General features: G+C 59.5%; 16 protein-coding genes. 4 read left to right on the top strand and 12 right to left on the bottom strand.

Features of this window, described 5'->3' with window-relative positions; genetic code table 11:
- Positions 1 to 138: 138 nt before the first annotated feature.
- The 9 genes from CKW16_RS22705 to CKW16_RS22665 all read right to left on the bottom strand — a co-directional run bounded on the left by CKW16_RS22705 (position 139) and on the right by CKW16_RS22665 (position 9,394).
- Positions 139 to 891 (bottom strand): S24 family peptidase, encoded by a 753-nt coding sequence (locus tag CKW16_RS22705; RefSeq protein ID WP_095130803.1) that lies wholly within the window; start codon positions 889 to 891, stop codon positions 139 to 141.
- Between the two features lie 223 nt (positions 892 to 1,114).
- The gene (ppa, locus tag CKW16_RS22700; RefSeq protein ID WP_095130801.1) at positions 1,115 to 1,642 is read right to left on the bottom strand and encodes an inorganic diphosphatase; all 528 of its coding nucleotides are present in this window, start codon (positions 1,640 to 1,642) and stop codon (positions 1,115 to 1,117) included.
- Between the two features lie 113 nt (positions 1,643 to 1,755).
- Positions 1,756 to 2,568, bottom strand: a complete 813-nt coding sequence (locus CKW16_RS22695; RefSeq protein ID WP_095130799.1) for a zinc-dependent peptidase — start codon at positions 2,566 to 2,568, stop codon at positions 1,756 to 1,758.
- A 6-nt stretch (positions 2,569 to 2,574) separates the two neighbouring features.
- Positions 2,575 to 3,231, bottom strand: a complete 657-nt coding sequence (locus CKW16_RS22690; RefSeq protein ID WP_095130797.1) for a DedA family protein — start codon at positions 3,229 to 3,231, stop codon at positions 2,575 to 2,577.
- A 218-nt stretch (positions 3,232 to 3,449) separates the two neighbouring features.
- Positions 3,450 to 3,911, bottom strand: a complete 462-nt coding sequence (locus tag CKW16_RS22685) for an N-acetyltransferase (RefSeq protein WP_095130795.1) — start codon at positions 3,909 to 3,911, stop codon at positions 3,450 to 3,452.
- A gap of 118 nt (positions 3,912 to 4,029) precedes the next feature.
- A complete protein-coding gene (gene eutC, locus CKW16_RS22680; protein WP_176471592.1) occupies positions 4,030 to 4,854 on the bottom strand; it encodes an ethanolamine ammonia-lyase subunit EutC in 825 nt (274 codons plus the stop codon).
- Positions 4,855 to 4,862: 8 nt separating this feature from the next.
- Positions 4,863 to 6,257 carry an ethanolamine ammonia-lyase subunit EutB gene (locus CKW16_RS22675; protein WP_095130791.1) on the bottom strand — a complete coding sequence of 465 codons (1,395 nt, stop codon included), beginning with the start codon at positions 6,255 to 6,257 and terminating at the stop codon, positions 4,863 to 4,865.
- 51 nt (positions 6,258 to 6,308) lie between these two features.
- Positions 6,309 to 7,757, bottom strand: a complete 1,449-nt coding sequence (gene eat / locus CKW16_RS22670; RefSeq protein ID WP_095130789.1) for an ethanolamine permease — start codon at positions 7,755 to 7,757, stop codon at positions 6,309 to 6,311.
- Between the two features lie 116 nt (positions 7,758 to 7,873).
- Positions 7,874 to 9,394, bottom strand: a complete 1,521-nt coding sequence (locus tag CKW16_RS22665; protein ID WP_095130787.1) for an aldehyde dehydrogenase family protein — start codon at positions 9,392 to 9,394, stop codon at positions 7,874 to 7,876.
- Between the two features lie 434 nt (positions 9,395 to 9,828).
- Between CKW16_RS22665 and CKW16_RS22660 the strand changes: the two genes are divergently transcribed.
- The 4 genes from CKW16_RS22660 (at position 9,829) to CKW16_RS22645 (ending at position 14,179) form a co-directional block, all read left to right on the top strand.
- The gene (locus CKW16_RS22660) at positions 9,829 to 11,748 is read left to right on the top strand and encodes a sigma-54-dependent Fis family transcriptional regulator (RefSeq protein ID WP_095130785.1); all 1,920 of its coding nucleotides are present in this window, start codon (positions 9,829 to 9,831) and stop codon (positions 11,746 to 11,748) included.
- Between the two features lie 175 nt (positions 11,749 to 11,923).
- Positions 11,924 to 13,273: a UDP-N-acetylmuramate:L-alanyl-gamma-D-glutamyl-meso-diaminopimelate ligase gene (mpl, locus tag CKW16_RS22655; RefSeq protein ID WP_095130783.1), complete on the top strand. Its 1,350-nt coding sequence runs from the start codon at positions 11,924 to 11,926 to the stop codon at positions 13,271 to 13,273.
- Positions 13,270 to 13,902: a flavin prenyltransferase UbiX gene (gene ubiX, locus CKW16_RS22650; protein ID WP_046048695.1), complete on the top strand. Its 633-nt coding sequence runs from the start codon at positions 13,270 to 13,272 to the stop codon at positions 13,900 to 13,902. The genes mpl and ubiX overlap by 4 nt, the downstream gene beginning before the upstream one ends.
- Positions 13,895 to 14,179, top strand: coding sequence for a YceK/YidQ family lipoprotein (locus tag CKW16_RS22645; protein ID WP_095130782.1), 285 nt, complete (start codon positions 13,895 to 13,897; stop codon positions 14,177 to 14,179). The genes ubiX and CKW16_RS22645 overlap by 8 nt, the downstream gene beginning before the upstream one ends.
- A 133-nt stretch (positions 14,180 to 14,312) precedes the next feature.
- Here CKW16_RS22645 and CKW16_RS22640 read toward each other — a convergent pair whose 3' ends face one another.
- From CKW16_RS22640 to CKW16_RS22630, 3 genes are all read right to left on the bottom strand, one after another.
- Positions 14,313 to 14,954, bottom strand: a complete 642-nt coding sequence (locus CKW16_RS22640; protein WP_095130780.1) for an oxidoreductase — start codon at positions 14,952 to 14,954, stop codon at positions 14,313 to 14,315.
- A gap of 26 nt (positions 14,955 to 14,980) precedes the next feature.
- Positions 14,981 to 16,699 (bottom strand): C13 family peptidase, encoded by a 1,719-nt coding sequence (locus CKW16_RS22635; protein WP_095130778.1) that lies wholly within the window; start codon positions 16,697 to 16,699, stop codon positions 14,981 to 14,983.
- A gap of 112 nt (positions 16,700 to 16,811) precedes the next feature.
- The gene (locus CKW16_RS22630; protein WP_008152797.1) at positions 16,812 to 17,267 is read right to left on the bottom strand and encodes a MaoC family dehydratase; all 456 of its coding nucleotides are present in this window, start codon (positions 17,265 to 17,267) and stop codon (positions 16,812 to 16,814) included.
- Positions 17,268 to 17,462: the final 195 nt, after the last annotated feature.

Here is a 17,462-nt window from a genome sequence, read left to right as displayed (position 1 = left end):
CGGCAGAAGACAAGGATTGATCAATCGAAGTATGCTTTTTCATGGACTCGCCCTCGCTGTCGTTGGCTGTTTAGACTGCCACCGTGGCGCATTGACGCCTCGGCGTGGGCGAGTCCATTCAATTACACAGTCATGTATTTACAGAAAAGGTATGGGTGGCCTGCGTTTATTCAGGGTCGACCACCAGAACACCCATCCCAGAACCCTTATGTTTTGCTCTTCGATTTGCGGAGGTCTGAAGACTTCATCCGGGTATTCGGAGCTGTTGTGGCTGCGCATGCGTATCGCGTTGCCTGGTACCCGGCTCAGGTATTTGATGCGCAACATGCCGTCGTGCTCGATTGCGTAAATCTCTCCGTCGACAATTTGCGTGAGCCCGCGGTCGATGGCGACGATGGAGCCATCTTCAATTTTTTCGGCCATGCTGTTGCCAACCATGCGGGCGCAGATGGCATCGGCGTGCTTGATTTCCAGGGAGTCAAGATCGCTGCGCGGCAGGCGGATCGACTCGCTGGGGTCTTTGATGACATGGGTTTTGTCGGAGCCGGGGGCAGTGGTCGCTTCTTTGTAAAAGGGTAGTTCGATATCGACTGGGTCGATGACCCGATAGGTGCCCCGGATTGACTGGGCGTCGAAGGTATTGCCGGATGCATCGATCAGATGCAATTCCCTGGCGTCTTGCGGTCCTTCGCCGGTTTTCAGCCATCCAGTGTTCACGGACAGTCTTCTGGCGACATCTTCCATGCGGTAGTCAGGAACTCCGCGGGTATACCAGTTATGGACAGTTTGAGGGTCGGAAATACCCAGGAATTCGGCAAATCTCGTTGTCGTGATTTGTAGCTCTTTCAGGAGCATTCTGAATCGTGGGCCGCAGGTTTTGTTCTTTTTCATAAACACGAGTCTAGCCGTGCGGCATAAGGCTTTGATTCAACAAAACGTTCAAATCTGGCGTGAAATTTAAGTCCTGATGTAAGACGTCTTTTGTATAAATTAAACAAGAAAAAACCGGTTTGCCCGCCCGTTAAATGTGCTGTTGAATGTGATTTTCAAACGCCCACAAAAAACCCCGGATCAACCGGGGTTCTTCGTTATAGCCGTTCGTGAGAGACGGCTATCAGCCTTTATAGGCAGCAACCGACTTCATGATCTCGGTGCGAGCGGCTTCTGCGTCGCCCCAACCTTCGATCTTCACCCATTTGCCTTTTTCGAGGTCTTTGTAGTTCGCGAAGAAGTGCTCGATCTGCTGGATCAGCAGTTGTGGCAGGTCGCTGCACTCTTTCACGTCGACGTACAGCTGGGACAGCTTGTCGTGTGGCACTGCGATGACTTTGGCATCGCCGCCGCCGTCGTCGGTCATGTGCAGAATGCCGATTGGACGGGCGCGGATAACCGAACCTGGAGCAACCGGGTAAGGGGTCACGACCAGCACGTCGAGGGGGTCACCATCGTCAGCCAGGGTGTTCGGGATGAAACCGTAGTTGGCCGGGTAGAACATCGGGGTGGCCATGAAACGGTCAACGAACAGGCAATCGCTGTCTTTGTCGATTTCGTATTTGATCGGGGCGTGGTTGGCCGGAATCTCGATCGCGACGTAGATGTCGTTCGGCAGGTCTTTGCCAGCCGGAATCTTGCTGTAGCTCATTGGGCGGTGCCCCCGTTAGTTGACCAAAAACACTTGGCCGGATTGACCAAAAAGTGGCGGCGATTATAGGCATATTCCGCCGCCGATGCCACGATCCAAGGGTCGTAGAGACCTTAGTCGCGTGCCTGATAGACCGGGTTCTCGGCCAGAAGTTGCCGCAGCCGGGCCAGCGGGTCCTGGCGGTAAAACAGCTTCAGCTGCTCATAGACCTGAGGATACGCCTCGTGCAGCAAATCCGGGGCGCTAAAGAAGTATTCGCTGGTGACCGCGAAGAATTCGGCCGGGTTTTCCGCAGCGTACGGGTCGATGGCGGTTTCTGCATCCGGGTTGCGGTCCAGTTGCCGATCAAGGTCGTCGTAGGCCTCTTGCATGACCTTGGCCCAGTCGCTGACCCGCATGTTGGCGTGCAGCGGCGGCAGGCCATTGGCGTCGCCGTTGAGCATGTCGAGTTTATGCGCGAGTTCGTGGATCACCAGGTTGTAGCCTTCCCAGCCACCACTGGCCATCACGCCGGGCCACGCGAGGATGATCGGGCCTTGCTGCCAGGCTTCGCCGCTGTGTTCGCCGTCCCATTCGTGCTCGACGCCGCTGGCGTCGCGATGGCGCTGGGGGCTGAGGAAGTCGTCGGGGTAGAGGACGATTTCGTGGAAACCCTGATACCAGTTCAGATCGCCCAGGTGCAGCAACGGCAATTGCGCCTGGGCGGCAAGCAGCAGGCGCTGTTCCTGGTGGAGTTCGACGCCGGGCAGGGCGGTCAAGTGTTTGTCCTGGAGGAACAGCACGCTGGCTTCACGCAGCCACCGGTCTTCAGCGGCGCTGAGGCCATCGAGAAAACTCAGGTGATGGCGCACCCGCTGCCACATGTCGTCGGCAATCGGATGTTTGGCCAAGGTGCGCCGGCGACGCCAGGCGCTAAGGGACCACATGGTGAATCAGCGCGATTGAGCTTTGGATGCGGCGTTGCCGAAGCGGCTGCGGATGATGCCGATGATCATCGGCACCAGCGACAGCAGGATGATGCCCACGACCAGCAGCGACAGGTTTTGCTTGATGAACGGTACGTTGCCGAAGAAGAAACCGAGGGTCACCAGGCCACCCACCCACAGAATAGTGCCGAGGACGCTGAAGGCGAAGAAACGCGGGTAAGGCATTTTGGCGACGCCGGCGACGAACGGGGCAAAGGTGCGGATGATGGGCAGGAAACGCGCCAGGGTCACGGTTTTGCCGCCGTGTTTGTCGTAGAAGTCGTGGGTTTGCTGCAGGTAGTCGCGGCGGAAGATTTTCGAGTTTGGGTTGCTGAACAAACGCTCACCCGCCGTTCGTCCGATCACATAGTTGGTGCTGTCGCCAAGGATCGCCGCGAGCATCAGCAGGCCGCCCAGCAGCACCGGGTCCATGCCGCCACCGGCCGCAACGGCACCCGCGATGAACAGCAGGGAATCACCCGGCAGGAACGGCATGACCACCAGACCGGTTTCGCAGAAGATCACCAGGAACAGAATGGCGTAAATCCATGGCCCGTAGTTGGTTACCAGCAAATCGAGGTAAACATCGAGATGCAGGATAAGGTCGAGCGGGTTGAAATCCATGGAGAGCACCTGAGGTGACGGCCCGACTCGGCAGGCCTGTGCGGATGACTTCGCGAAAGGCTACAGACGGGTGTAGTTTTTCTTACAAGCCGGAAACGTCGGCATTATACGGGCTGAGAGGTGAAAAGCGCGTTGAGTTTGTAGCGGGGGATTTCGGAGCGCAGTGAGAGAAGATCGCAGCCTCTGGCCGTACCCCTAAGGGCTGCGATCTTTTCGGCTTATAGCTCGTCGCTGATCGGCAACACGTAGTTCTTGAACTCGGTGTCTTCCTTGAACCCGATGGATTCGTAGGTTTTCTGCGCGACTTCGTTGTTGCTGCTGGTGGAAACGCGCATGCGTACAGCGTTGGTTTCCTTGGCCATTTTCTTCGCGGTGCGGATGAGGTTGTCGGCCACCAACTGGCGGCGGGCCTCTTCGGCGACGTAGATGTCGTTGAGGATCCACACGCGCTTAAGCGAAAGGGACGAAAAGCTGGGATATAACTGACAGAAACCCATCAGTTTGTTGCTGTCGTCATCGGCCAGGGCCAGGTAGATCACCGACTCCTTGCGACGCAGGCGCTTTTCAAGGAACGCCCGGGACGAGTCCGGATAAGCCAGGGAGCCATAAAACTCGCGATATTTGACGAACAACGGGGTCAACAGGTCTAGGTGTTCGAGGGTCGCTTGAATAATCCGCATGGTAGGTCTCGTCTTCAAGTGGCTGTCTTCACGTACTGTGACGGCGAACGGTTCTCACTCGGGCGGCCGTGTTTCGATCCTGCCTGAAACTGGATCAGAAACGCAATGCGGAAACGGTTCAGGCATCCGACGAACTCAGTAGGAAATTACCTTTCATGTCCGCTCCTGCGTCCGACTCCAGTGTCAGAACCTGGGCTTCGTCCTTCAGATTGACCCCTGACAACTGCCGCCGGCAGGCTTCGCGCATCAAATACAGCAAACGGTGTGCCGCCATGCCGTAACTCAGGCCTTCGAGCCGGACATTGGAGATGCAGTTGCGATAGGCATCCGTCAGCCCGACCTTTGGATTGTAGGTGAAATACAGCCCCAGGCTGTCCGGGGAGCTGAGGCCAGGGCGTTCGCCGATCAGGATCACCACCATTTTTGCACCCAGCAGCTCGCCGATCTCGTCGGCTACGGCGACCCGGCCCTGTTCCACCAGAATGACCGGTGAGACGGACCAGCCGTCACTCACAATCTGATCTTCCATCCGCGCCAGAAACGGCAGGGTATGGCGATGAACGGCCAGCGCCGACAACCCGTCGGCAATGACAATTGCCAGATCGACACCGCCGGGATTGGCCAATGCGTAATCGCGCAGTGCCTGCGCCGACTCATTACTCAGCTTTCGCCCCAAATCGGGGCGTTGCAAATAACTGTTCCGGTCCGTAGCGGCGCTGTGTAGCAGCAGACTGGCACGCCCGCGTTCAGCCAGTTGTGAGCTGAGCCACACATGGTCGAACGGCAAGTGCACCGCATCCCGCGCCTGAGCGTGGGCGTACTGGAAATCCAGCTGCGCGCTGGTCGGCATGCTGGTGCCGGTTCTTCCCAAGGCGATCCGCGCCGGGGTCAGGCGACGCAGTTCCAGCAACGGGTTCTGTGGGTCAACGGGTGGTTTATCCATTTCAACACTCATCCCAGTTGCGCCATCGCTTGGCGGAAAGCCGGCGGCAGGCTGTCGCCGAAGTGAATCTTGCCGTCTGCCTGGGTGAAAATGCCCATTCTCGCCAGCCACTGTTCGAATTCCGGCGCCGGTTTCAGGCCCAGTGTCTGGCGGGCGTAAAGGGCGTCGTGGAACGAGGTGGTCTGATAGTTGAGCATGATGTCATCGGAGCCGGGGATGCCCATGATGAAGTTGATCCCGGCCACGCCCAACAGGGTCAGCAGAGTGTCCATATCGTCCTGGTCGGCTTCGGCGTGGTTGGTGTAACAGATGTCGCAACCCATGGGCACGCCCAGGAGCTTGCCGCAGAAGTGGTCTTCGAGGCCGGCGCGGATGATCTGTTTACCGTTGTAGAGGTATTCCGGGCCGATGAATCCTACGACGGTGTTCACCAGGAACGGTTTGAAATGGCGCGCCACGGCGTAGGCGCGGGTTTCGCAGGTCTGTTGATCGATGCCGTGGTGGGCGTTGGCTGACAGGGCGCTGCCTTGGCCGGTCTCGAAATACATCAGATTCCGGCCCAGCGTGCCGCGATTCAGGCTCAAACCGGCGTCGTAGCCTTCCTGCAGCACGTTCAGGTTGATACCGAAACTGGCGTTGGCCGCCTCGGTGCCGGCGATCGACTGGAACACCAGGTCCAGCGGAACGCCGCGATTGATAGCCTCAATGGACGTGGTGACATGCGTCAGCACGCAGGCCTGGGTCGGAATCTCGTAGCGCTGGATGATCGCGTCGAGCATTTCCAGCATGGCGCAGATCGAGGCGATGCTGTCGGTGGCCGGGTTGATGCCGATCATCGCGTCGCCGTTGCCGTACAGCAGGCCGTCCAAAATGCTCGCGGCGATGCCGGCCGGTTCATCGGTGGGGTGATTGGGTTGCAGGCGTGTGGATAACCGGCCGCGCAAACCCATCGTGCCGCGGAATTTTGTAACAACACGGATTTTCTGCGCCACCAGCACCAGATCCTGCACGCGCATGATCTTCGACACGGCGGCGGCCATTTCCGGGGTCAGGCCTGGCGCGAGGGCGCGCAGGCTCTGTTCGTCGGCGGTGTCGCTAAGCAGCCAGTCGCGAAAGCCGCCGACGGTGAGGTGGCTGACGGCGGCGAAAGCTTGTTTATCGTGAGTGTCGATGATCAGTCGGGTGACTTCATCGGCCTCGTAAGGAATGAGTACTTCTTGCAGGAAGTGGCTGAGCGGGATGTTGGCGAGGGCCATCTGCGCGGCCACACGTTCGCCATCGTTGAGGGCGGCGACGCCGGCCAGAAAATCCCCGGAGCGCGCCGGACTGGCCTTGGCCATGACGTCCTTGAGGCTGTCGAAGCGATAGGTCTGGGCGCCGACCGTGTGAGCAAAACTTGCCATACAGATTCTCCGTGACGGCGCAGACAGGGCCTGCGCCGTGATTTCTGGCCGTTAGTGCAGGGCTTTTTCAGCGTTCTGAATGGCCGCGAATTCTTCTTCGGGCGTGCCTGCTACCAAGTGATGCCGACTGTAGAAAGCAAAGTAAGCAATTAACACTCCATAGATGATCGCAGCGCCAATCACCACGCGTGGGTCTACCAGAAAACCCGCCACCACGGCGATGCAAGCCAGCACCAGCGCTACACCCGAGGTGAAGATACCGCCCGGCGTGCGGTATGGGCGATCCATTTTGGGGCGCCGAATGCGCAGTGTGATGTGCGCCGCCATCATCAGGACGTAGGAAATGGTCGCACCGAACACCGCCACCAGAATCAGCAAGTCACCCTGACCGGTCAGCGACAAGCCGAAACCGATGATGCCGGGAATAATCAGCGCCAGTACGGGGGCCTTGCTTTTGTTGGTCTCGGACAGTTTGCGTGGCAAGTAGCCGGCGCGGGACAGGGCAAAGATCTGCCGCGAGTAGGCATAGATGATCGAGAAGAAACTGGCGATCAGACCCGCCAGACCCACCAGATTGACGAAGTGGCCCATCCAGGTCGAGCCGCCATAGGCCTTGCTCAATGCTTCGACCAACGGATTACCCGAGGTCAGCAGTGCATTGGCGCCGGCACCGCCTGGTCCGATCACCAGAATCAGCAGGGCAAAGCTCACTAGCACCAGCATGGCGCCGATCAATCCGCGCGGCAGGTCGCGTTTCGGGTTTTTGGTCTCTTCTGCTGCCAACGGCACGCCTTCGACAGCGAGGAAGAACCAGATTGCGTAAGGAATGGCTGCCCAGACGCCGACATAGCCGAAGGGCAGGAAGCTGCTGGCGCCCTTGGCGTCGGTCACCGGGATGTCCAGCAAATTGGCGACATTGAAGTGCGGCACCATCGCGATCAGAAATACTGCCAATGCCAAGGCCGCGACGGCGGTGATGACGAACATCAACTTCAGGGCTTCGCCGACCCCGAAAATGTGAATGGCGATAAAGATGATGTAGAACGCCAGGTAAATCATCCAGCCGCCGATGCCGAACAGTGATTCGCAATAGGCGCCGATAAACACCGCGATCGCCGCCGGGGCGATTGCGTATTCGATCAGGATCGCGGTCCCGGTCAGAAACCCGCCCCACGGCCCGAATGCGCTACGGGCAAAACCGTAGCCGCCACCCGCGGTAGGAATCATGGAAGACAGTTCCGCCAGGGAGAAACACATGCACAGGTACATGGTCGCCATCAGCAACGTGGCGAGAAACATACCGCCCCAGCCACCTTGGGCCAAGCCGAAGTTCCAACCCGCATAATCGCCGGAGATGACGTAGGCCACGCCCAGACCCACTAGCAGGACCCAGCCTGCTGCACCTTTTTTCAGTTCACGTTGCTGGAAATAGTCGGAGCCGACTTTTTCAAAGTCGACCGAGGAGGTAGCCGGCTGCACGCTGGCTTGATCGCTAGGCATAGGGTTCACCTGTTCTTATTGTTTTTGACCGGCGTGGTTGCCGGGTTGGCGCGAAGGCCTAATGTGCAGGCAAGCTCACTCCCACAAGGAGAGTGGCTTGCCTGCGACAGACGCTTTTAGAAGAAGCCCAACGGATTGATGTCGTAGCTCACCAGCAGGTTTTTGGTCTGCTGATAGTGATCGAGCATCATTTTGTGGGTTTCACGACCGACGCCGGATTTTTTGTAACCGCCGAACGCGGCGTGCGCCGGGTACAGGTGGTAGCAGTTGGTCCACACACGACCGGCCTTGATGGCGCGGCCCATGCGATAGGCGCGGTTGATGTCGCGGGTCCACAGACCGGCACCCAGGCCGAACTCGGTGTCGTTGGCGATGGCCAGGGCTTCGGCTTCGTCCTTGAAGGTGGTGATGCTCACCACCGGGCCAAAGATTTCTTCCTGGAACACGCGCATTTTGTTGGTGCCCTTGAGCAGGGTCGGCTGGATGTAATACCCGGTCGCCAGGTTGCCCTCGAGTTTTTCGATTTTGCCGCCGGTCAGCAGCTCGGCGCCTTCGCCCTTGGCGATTTCCAGGTACGAAAGGATTTTGTCGAATTGCTGCTCGGACGCCTGGGCGCCGACCATGGTGTCGGTGTCCAGCGGGTCGCCACGTTTGATCGACAGCACTTTTTTCATCACGACTTTCATGAAGTCGTCGTAGATCGACTCTTGCACCAAGGCGCGGGAAGGGCAGGTGCAGACTTCGCCCTGATTGAAGAACGCCAGCACCAGGCCTTCGGCGGCTTTTTCGATGAAGGTTTCTTCGGCTTGCATGATGTCTTCGAAGAAGATGTTCGGCGACTTGCCACCCAGCTCCACGGTGGACGGAATGATGTTTTCAGCGGCGCATTTCATGATGTGCGAGCCGACCGGGGTCGAGCCGGTGAAGGCAATCTTGGCGATACGTTTGCTGGTGGCCAGCGCTTCGCCGGCTTCTTTGCCGAAGCCTTGCACCACGTTCAGCACGCCGGGTGGTAGCAGGTCGCCGATCAGCTCCATCAGCACGGTAATGCCCAGCGGGGTTTGCTCGGCAGGCTTGAGCACCACGCAGTTGCCGGCCGCCAGGGCCGGGGCGAGTTTCCACGCGGCCATCAGGATCGGGAAGTTCCACGGGATGATCTGCCCGACCACGCCCAGCGGTTCATGGATGTGATAGGCCACGGTGTTGCCATCGATCTCGGCGGCGCTGCCTTCTTGAGCGCGGATGCAACCGGCGTAATACCGGAAATGGTCGGCCGCCAGCGGGATGTCGGCGTTGAGCGTTTCACGCACGGCTTTGCCGTTGTCCCAGGATTCGGTGATTGCCAGGACTTCCAGGTTCTGTTCGATGCGGTCGGCGATTTTCAGCAGCACCAGCGAGCGAGCCTGGACGGACGTGGCGCCCCAGGCATCGGCGGCCGCGTGGGCAGCGTCCAGGGCTTTTTCGATGTCTTCGGCCGTGGAGCGCGGGAATTCGGCAATCGGTTGGCCATTTACTGGCGAGGTATTGGTGAAGTACTGACCTTTAACAGGCGCGACGAACTCGCCGCCGATGTAGTTACCGTATTTGCTCTTGAACGAAACGATAGCGCCTTCAGTACCGGGGTGAGCGTAACGCATGGTGATTTCTCCTTGGCTTTTGTACTTATAAGAGAGGCGCATGTGCGCTTGTTATAAGCGTAGAGCAAAGGTCGGGCCACTGCCTTGCAGGTCAGGCAAATCAAGGCCTTACGCGATTTTTGTCGGACCGACGGACTCTGTCTGTGACGGTTTTGGTACAGCCTTCGTGACAGTTTGTACCGTCTGTGGCACAACCTGTGACCGGGCGGTCTCGCCAGCATTGCAATGCACGCTAGGCTGGAGGATGCTCGGAGCCCATATGACTCAGTCATAGCGATCTATGCACCTTTGATGGCTGCTGCATAACCTGTAGGAGCTGAGCTTGCTCGCGATGACGCCTGTACAACCAACATCAACGTTGAATGTCGGGACGCCATCGCGAGCAAGCTCAGCTCCTACAGGGGGTGTAAACCGCTCGGGGAGAACAATAAGAAATGCACGACAACCATTTGAGTCGCCATGCCCAGCAGGTCCTGACCGTCACTCAGGGCAAATCCCACCTGCACGGTCCCGGCAGCGATCCGTCGATTGCCCGTTCCTGGCTGCGCTGTCTTGAGGACTATCACCTCGACCCGGCCCTGACCATGGCACCCACGGTGCTGGAGCATGGCCGCGTCCTGGAAAGTCGCGAGCGCTTGCAGCAAGTGCTGCACATCGCCGGCAGCGAAATGACCAGTCTTCATCAGCAGCTCTCCGGCGCTGGCCACGCGGTCCTGCTGACCGACGCCCGCGGCGTGATCCTCAATTGCGTCACTGCGCCTGCCGAACGGAAGATTTTCGAACGCGCCGGCCTCTGGCTCGGTGCTGACTGGAGCGAAGCCTGCGAAGGCACCAACGGCATTGGCACCTGCCTGGTAGAGCGTCAATCCCTGACCATCCACCAGGACGAGCACTTTCGCGGCCGTCACACCGGCCTGACCTGCTCGGCGAGCCCGGTATTCGACCCGCATGGCGAACTGCTGGCGGTGCTCGACGTGTCCTCGGCGCGTCACGAGGTCTCGCGTCAAAGCCAATTCCACACCATGGCGCTGGTCAATCTTTCGGCGAAGATGATCGAGAGCTGCTATTTCCTGCGCTATTTCGACAATCAGTGGTTGCTGCGTTTTCACCTTCAAGCCGAATCCGTCGGGCTGTTCAGCGAAGGGTTGCTGGCGTTTGACGGAGAAGGGCGGATCAGTGCGGTCAACCAGAGTGCGCTGAACCTGCTGGGGCATATTCGGGGTGGGTTACTGGGTAAGCCGGTCGAGGCGTTTTTTGATTGCTCGCTGGATGAATTGCTCGGCCGCGCCAGTGTCAACGCCAGCGCCAGTTGGCCATTGCGTACCCGAGACGGGCGGAGTCTGTTTGCGCTGTTGCGCGGGCAGCCACGCAGCATTCCGGTGCCGGTGGTGCAAAGTGCGGTGATCGCCGCACCTTCGCGCTTGTCGGGCATTTGTCTGGGCGACACGGGGTTGCAGGAAGATTTCCGCAAATCCTTGCGCGTGTTCGAGCGGGACGTACCGCTACTGATCAACGGCGAAACCGGATCCGGCAAGGAAGCGTTTGCCAAAGCCGTCCACCAGGCCAGCCAGCGAGCAGAAAAAGCCTTCGTCGCCCTCAACTGCGCAGCCATCCCCGAAAGCCTGATCGAGAGCGAACTGTTTGGCTATCGCGGCGGCAGCTTTACCGGTGCGCGCAAGGAAGGCATGCGCGGCAAGTTGCAGCAGGCTGATGGCGGGACTCTGTTCCTCGATGAAATCGGCGACATGCCCCTGGCTTTGCAGACCCGGCTATTAAGGGTGCTGGAGGATCGTCAGGTAGTGCCGATCGGCGGCGAGCCGGAATCGGTCAATGTACGGATCATCAGCGCCACTCACCGCAATCTGCTGGAGCGGGTGCAGGACGGCAGCTTCCGCGAGGATTTGTATTACCGGCTCAACGGGCTGGAAGTTGCGCTGCCGGCGCTGCGTGATCGCAGTGATAAGTCTCAGTTGCTCGACTTTTTGCTGGCCGAAGAGGCGGGCGGGGAAACCGTATTGATCGACGGTCCGGCACGCCAGGCGTTGCTGGCCTTCGCCTGGCCGGGGAACGTGCGGCAGTTGCGCAATGTGCTGCGCACCTTGGCGGCGTTGTGTGACGACGGGAGGATCGGGCTGGAGGATTTGCCGGTGATGATTCGTCAGGCTCGGCCGGTTCCGGTTGTTGCCGTTGAAGAGCCGTCGGACTATCCGCTGGATGACGCTGAGCGGCTGGCGTTGCTGAATGCGCTTGAACAGACGCGCTGGCATATGACTCACACGGCTGAACAACTTGGCGTCAGCCGTAACACCCTTTACAGAAAACTGCGTAAACACGGCATCGCCCGTTCTGCGTGACTGATCGTTCCCACGCTCTGCGTGGGAACGCAGCCCGGGACGCTCCGCGTCCCAAAGCGGACGCAGAGCGTCCATTGAGGCATTCCCACGCAGAGCGTGGGAACGATCATTAAAGACAGAGTGCGAATTTTCCCACCCTAAGCTAACCTGCGGCCATGTTTTACGAGGTCGACTAATGCACATTCACATTCTTGGTATCTGCGGCACTTTCATGGGGTCGATGGCGGTTCTGGCCAAAGAGCTGGGCCATCACGTGACGGGCTCCGATGCCAACGTCTATCCGCCGATGAGCACTCAGCTTGAGGCTCAGGGCATTGAGTTGACCCAAGGCTATGACCCGGCGCAGCTCGATCCGGCACCGGATCTGGTGGTGATCGGCAATGCCATGTCTCGCGGCAATCCGGCTGTCGAATACGTGCTGAATAAAGGCCTGCCGTACGTCTCCGGCCCGCAATGGCTGGCGGATCACGTGCTGCAAGGTCGCTGGGTGCTGGCCGTCGCCGGTACTCACGGCAAAACCACCACCAGCAGCATGCTCGCCTGGACGCTGGAACACGCGGGCATGAGCCCGGGTTTCCTGATCGGCGGCGTGCCGCAAAACTTCTCGGTGTCCGCTCGTCTGGGTGACACCCCATTCTTCGTGATCGAAGCCGACGAGTACGACAGCGCGTTTTTCGACAAGCGCTCCAAGTTCGTTCACTACCGCCCGCGTACGGCGATCCTGAACAACCTGGAATACGATCACGCCGACATCTTCCCCGATCTACCGGCCATCGAGCGGCAGTTCCACCATTTGGTGCGGACCATCCCGAGCGAAGGCCTGGTGATCCACCCGACCACCGAGCCTGCGTTGCAGCGTGTGATCGAGATGGGCTGCTGGACCCCGGTGCAAACCACCGGCGCCGGCGGTCAGTGGCAGGTCAAACTGCTGAGCGAAGACGGCTCGAAATTCGAAGTGATGTTCGAAGGTGTCGCTCAAGGTGTGGTCGAGTGGGACATGACCGGTCAGCACAACGTCGCCAACGCGCTGGCCACGTTGGCTGCGGCCCGCCACGTCGGTGTTGTGCCGTCCATGGGCATCGCTGCTCTGAGCGCATTCAAAAGCGTCAAGCGCCGGATGGAGAAAGTCGCGGAGGTCCGTGGCATTACCATCTATGACGACTTCGCTCACCATCCGACGGCTATTGCGACGACTCTGGACGGCCTGCGCAAACGCATCGGCGATGCACCGTTGATTGCGATCATCGAGCCGCGCTCCAACTCCATGAAACTCGGTGCTCACCGCGACGGCTTGCCGGAAAGCGTGGTCGATGCCGATCAGGTGATCTGGTATGCGCCGGCCAACCTCGGTTGGGATCTGGGGGCTACTGCTACGTTGTGCACAGTGCCGTCGATCGTCAGCGATTCGCTGGAAGGCATCATCGAGCGCGTGAAGAGCCAGGCCCAGCCCGGCACTCACGTGGTGATCATGAGCAACGGCGGCTTCGGCGGCCTGCACGGCAAACTCGCCGAGGCGCTGCAATGAACAACGGCCCTGAACGCATCACGCTGGCGATGACCGGCGCTTCGGGCGCCCAATATGGTTTGCGCCTGCTTGACTGCCTGATTCGTGAAGACCGCGAAGTGCACTTCATGATCTCCAAGGCTGCGCAACTGGTGATGGCCACCGAGACTGACGTTACGTTGCCGCCGAAAACCCAGATGATGCAGGCCTTCCTCACCGAATACACCGGCGCTGCCGCCGGGCAGATTCGGGTGTATGGCAAGGAAGACTGGATGTCGCCGGTGGCCTCGGGCTCCGGCGCGCCAGCGGCGATGGTGGTGGTGCCGTGTTCCACCGGGACTTTGTCGGCTATTGCGACGGGGGCCTGCAACAACCTGATCGAGCGTGCCGCCGACGTCACCTTGAAGGAACGCCGTCAGCTGATTCTGGTGCCGCGTGAGGCGCCGTATTCAAGCATCCACCTGGAGAACATGCTCAAGTTGTCGAACATGGGCGTGACGATTTTGCCGGCATCGCCAGGCTTTTATCATCAGCCGCAAACCATCGACGACTTGATCGATTTTGTCGTGGCGCGAATTCTCAATCTGCTGAACATTCCTCAGGACATGCTGCCGCGTTGGGGCGAACACCATCTGACCAGCGATGAATAAGCTGCTGGCGATTGTGCTGGCGCTGCAATTGGCTGGCTGCGCCACGGCGCGAACGCTCGATGCCGCCAAGCCCGGGGCACCGGTGGTGTATTCGGGGACGCGTCTGGATTTGTATGCCCTGAACGGCGGTTGCTGCGCCATGGACCGCTTCGGCGCCGAAGCCCCGAGCTATCCGGGCGTCGACCTGCCGGCCAGTGCGTTGCTCGACACGCTGCTGTTGCCGCTGTCGGTGCTCACGGTGATCGGGGTAAGTTTTCAGGCAACGGGCGGATTGTAGCGTTCGGCGACGAGTCGGAGTCGCGCCCTTCGCGAGCAAGCCCGCTCCCACATTTGACCGAGTTATCCGGACGAACACGGTCAAATGTGGGAGCGGGCTTGCTCGCGAAGGCGTCAGACCAGGCGATGAAGAATTACTTGCCGAGTTTGCGCAACTCATCCGACTCGACAATCCGCACCCCATCCTGCTCTTCCAGCGCCAGTCGCCACATGGCGCGGGCCAGCTGGCAGGCTTCGATGCCGCGGTATTTGCCGGGGATCAAGCGGGACAAGGGCCCAACGAATTGCTCAGCCATACGCGGTTCCATACGCTCGCCCAACAGCAGCGAAGGTCGGCAAATGGTCAGTTGCGGCCAGTCCTGTGCGCGCAATGCATATTCCATCTCGCCTTTGACCTTGTTGTAGAAAATAGGGGACCTGCGATCAGCCCCCAGGGCACTGATCACGATCAAGTGCCGTGCGCCCAGCTCCCGTGCACGTTTGGCGAACGCCACCACCATGTCCAGGTCCACCGCGCGAAACGCCTGTTCCGAGCCGGCTTTCTTGATGGTGGTGCCAAGGCAGCAGTAGGCGATGTCGACGCGACCATTCAATTGCGGCAGAAACACCGCTGGGTCGCCGACCGGATTTTCCAGATGGGGGTGCTCGGCCAATGGCCGGCGTGAGGGCGCCAATACTCGTGAGATCGTGGGCTCATTGAGCAGACGGTCAAGAAGATGTTCACCGGTCAAACCGGTAGCTCCGGCAAGCAGTACGTGCTGAGGCGTCAAGTACATAGTGTTTCCCCCTTGATACTCTCAGCTTAGTTGTTCTTTGCATCCTTGCTGTCGATGGAGACACTTTGCAACGCCTTTCGTGCCTGTTGTTTGCGTAACAGCTGCCAGTGAGAGAGAACGGTTTTCGGTGCCCAGATCTGCGGTTCAGAGGCTTCGAAGCTGTCCGCCAGTTCGCGCTCGGCGACGGTGGCTTTGGCCAGTTTGAAGGCTTGCTCCAGATCGTCGGTCTGGTTCAGTGCCTGGGCGAACAGCGCATCGCCAAAGTAGGTGAAGTTGGCTTCTTCCGAGCAGCCGAAGGACACGCGGTCAGCGCGCGAGGCGGTCATGATCAGGGTGCGTTCATCCTTGAGCGCGGGAATGAAGCCACCGGAGTAACAGGACGAAATCACGATGATCTTGTCGCGGTTTTTCAGCGGAGAGAGCACCGCGGCGAGTTCGTCGGCCGGCAGATCGGACAGTTCCATGCGCGGCTGGTCGAGCACCAGTTCGTGTTCGCTGGTGCCGTGGCTGGTCAGGTAAATGAAGATCAAGTCTTCCGGGCCACTGCGTTCGGCCAGGGCTGCGGCGGCGCGGCGCAGGTTCTCCCGGGTGGCCATCGGCCGGTCGACTAGGTGGTCGCGATGGTTCACCAGGCGGATCTGGCCAAACGCACCAAAGCGACTGTTGAGCATGTTGCTGACGTAATCGGATTCGCGCAGGAACACGCTTTGCTTGCCGTCACCGCCGAGTGTCAGGGTGTACAACTCGACTGCCGGGGTCGAAGCCGGCACGTTGGACAGCGCATCGTCGAGCAAGCGGCCCTGGGCCAGCAAACCGAGTTCCAGGCTGTCGGGTAGCAGCTTGCCATCGGCATCGCGAACACGCTGGCCATTGACCCACGTACCGTTTTGCACCGTGCCGTCAGTCAGCACCAGGGTGCCGCGCCCCGAGTAACTGTCACTGTCGAACTGGCCGATGTAGAAGCTGCCGTCGGACAGGTTCAATCGACCTTGGCCGGTGAAGCGCCAATCGCTGAACTGGCCGATGTAATGGCTGCCGTCGGCGCCGATCAACTCGCCCTTGCCGTTCAGCGATCCTTCCTTGAATTGACCGAGCCAGACATCACCGTCGGCGTTCTCGTAGCGGCCCTTGCCGTGCAGTTGGTTGTTCTTGAAGCCACCGACATAGATATCGCCATCGGCGCTGTTGAAAGTCCCGTTGCCTTCGAGCTGACCGTCGACGAAATGCCCGGTGAACTGATTGCCGCTGGCGTCGCCACGTTGGCCTTCGCCGTTGGGTTTGCCGTGGGCGAACTGGCCCTGATACGAGCTGCCGTCTTCGAGTTCGAGACGACCGAGCCCTGAATATTGATCGGCCTTGAATTCACCGCGGTAGGTCATACCGTTTTCTTTGAGGGTGCCTTCGCCGTCCCGTCGACCGGCTTTGAAGCCGCCGGTGAAGCTGCTGCCGCTGGTGGTCAGTGTGCCCTTGTCGTCGAACAGCCCCAGATTGAATCCCCCGCGATAGACTTCGCCGTTGCTGCCGTGCCATTCGCCCTGGCCATGCCATTGGCCCTTGTCGAAATCGCCGGCGTACCAGCTGCCATTCGGGTAATCGATACGGCCCTGGCCTTGCAGCAATCCGTTGACCAGTTCACCGCGATAGCGTCCGCCGTCCGGCAAGCGGGCGTCGGGGGGCAACAGCGATTCGCCGTCGCCGCAAGCGGTGAGCAATAGGGTCAGAGCGAGGAGTGCAAGTGGGCGCATAGCGGGATCCGGGCAATTAGGCGACCGAGTATGCCGCAGCTGTTTGACCTTATATAGCCAGGAAACAGGAGAGGGCGCGAAACAGCGTGAGCTGCTTCGCATCCGGGATGGGTTACACGAAGCAGAGCGACAGTGGCTCGGCGATGTAGGCCGGTTTGTCCGAGCCTTCGATCTCAAGCGTGGCGGTGGCCTTGAGCAGCCATTGGCCGGGTTTCTTCTCGGTGACTTCGTTCATGTCGACCTTGAGTCGTACCCTGGAATTGACCTTCACTGGCTGGATGAAACGCACGGTATCCAGACCGTAGTTGACCACCATCTTCGCCCCTTCAGGGAGGATCAGGATGTCTTCCATCAGTTTGGGGATCAGCGACAGCGACAGGAAACCGTGTGCAATGGTGCTGCCAAATGGCGTTTGCGCGGCTTTGACCGGGTCGACGTGGATGAACTGATAGTCCCCTGTGGCTTCGGCGAACAGGTTGATGCGCTCCTGATCGATGGTGAGCCATTCGGAACGTCCGAGTTCCTTGCCGACATAATCTTTGAGCTCTGCAACTGGAACATAGGGCATTGAGACTCTCCTTGGGTTCATCGGTTTTATAGTTTTGAGGTGGGGGGATTTGACCTCCCGGATTACCACTTTAGATCAACATGGCAAATGGCTCCGGTCAACTGACCATGATTTTGGCGAATGCCGGTCTATAGCGTTGGCGTGCTTATAATGCTCCGCCCGCTTGTGCGGGATGATATTGGCGGGAGATGACGG

Source organism: Pseudomonas sp. Irchel s3h14 (assembly GCF_900187425.1).
Classification (GTDB): Bacteria; Pseudomonadota; Gammaproteobacteria; order Pseudomonadales; family Pseudomonadaceae; genus Aquipseudomonas.
Note: the sequence above shows the minus strand (reverse complement) of the source record. Positions and strands in the feature narration are given on the sequence as shown.

Excerpts from the sequence above, each read along its gene's own strand:
- CKW16_RS22705 (WP_095130803.1), bottom strand. The coding sequence starts at position 891 with ATGAAAAAGAACAAAACCTGCGGCCCACGATTCAGAATGCTCCTGAAA.
- ppa (WP_095130801.1), bottom strand. The coding sequence starts at position 1,642 with ATGAGCTACAGCAAGATTCCGGCTGGCAAAGACCTGCCGAACGACATC.
- CKW16_RS22695 (WP_095130799.1), bottom strand. The coding sequence starts at position 2,568 with ATGTGGTCCCTTAGCGCCTGGCGTCGCCGGCGCACCTTGGCCAAACAT.
- CKW16_RS22690 (WP_095130797.1), bottom strand. The coding sequence starts at position 3,231 with ATGGATTTCAACCCGCTCGACCTTATCCTGCATCTCGATGTTTACCTC.
- CKW16_RS22685 (WP_095130795.1), bottom strand. The coding sequence starts at position 3,911 with ATGCGGATTATTCAAGCGACCCTCGAACACCTAGACCTGTTGACCCCG.
- eutC (WP_176471592.1), bottom strand. The coding sequence starts at position 4,854 with ATGGATAAACCACCCGTTGACCCACAGAACCCGTTGCTGGAACTGCGT.
- CKW16_RS22675 (WP_095130791.1), bottom strand. The coding sequence starts at position 6,257 with ATGGCAAGTTTTGCTCACACGGTCGGCGCCCAGACCTATCGCTTCGAC.
- eat (WP_095130789.1), bottom strand. The coding sequence starts at position 7,757 with ATGCCTAGCGATCAAGCCAGCGTGCAGCCGGCTACCTCCTCGGTCGAC.
- CKW16_RS22665 (WP_095130787.1), bottom strand. The coding sequence starts at position 9,394 with ATGCGTTACGCTCACCCCGGTACTGAAGGCGCTATCGTTTCGTTCAAG.
- CKW16_RS22660 (WP_095130785.1), top strand. The coding sequence starts at position 9,829 with ATGCACGACAACCATTTGAGTCGCCATGCCCAGCAGGTCCTGACCGTC.
- mpl (WP_095130783.1), top strand. The coding sequence starts at position 11,924 with ATGCACATTCACATTCTTGGTATCTGCGGCACTTTCATGGGGTCGATG.
- ubiX (WP_046048695.1), top strand. The coding sequence starts at position 13,270 with ATGAACAACGGCCCTGAACGCATCACGCTGGCGATGACCGGCGCTTCG.
- CKW16_RS22645 (WP_095130782.1), top strand. The coding sequence starts at position 13,895 with ATGAATAAGCTGCTGGCGATTGTGCTGGCGCTGCAATTGGCTGGCTGC.
- CKW16_RS22640 (WP_095130780.1), bottom strand. The coding sequence starts at position 14,954 with ATGTACTTGACGCCTCAGCACGTACTGCTTGCCGGAGCTACCGGTTTG.
- CKW16_RS22635 (WP_095130778.1), bottom strand. The coding sequence starts at position 16,699 with ATGCGCCCACTTGCACTCCTCGCTCTGACCCTATTGCTCACCGCTTGC.
- CKW16_RS22630 (WP_008152797.1), bottom strand. The coding sequence starts at position 17,267 with ATGCCCTATGTTCCAGTTGCAGAGCTCAAAGATTATGTCGGCAAGGAA.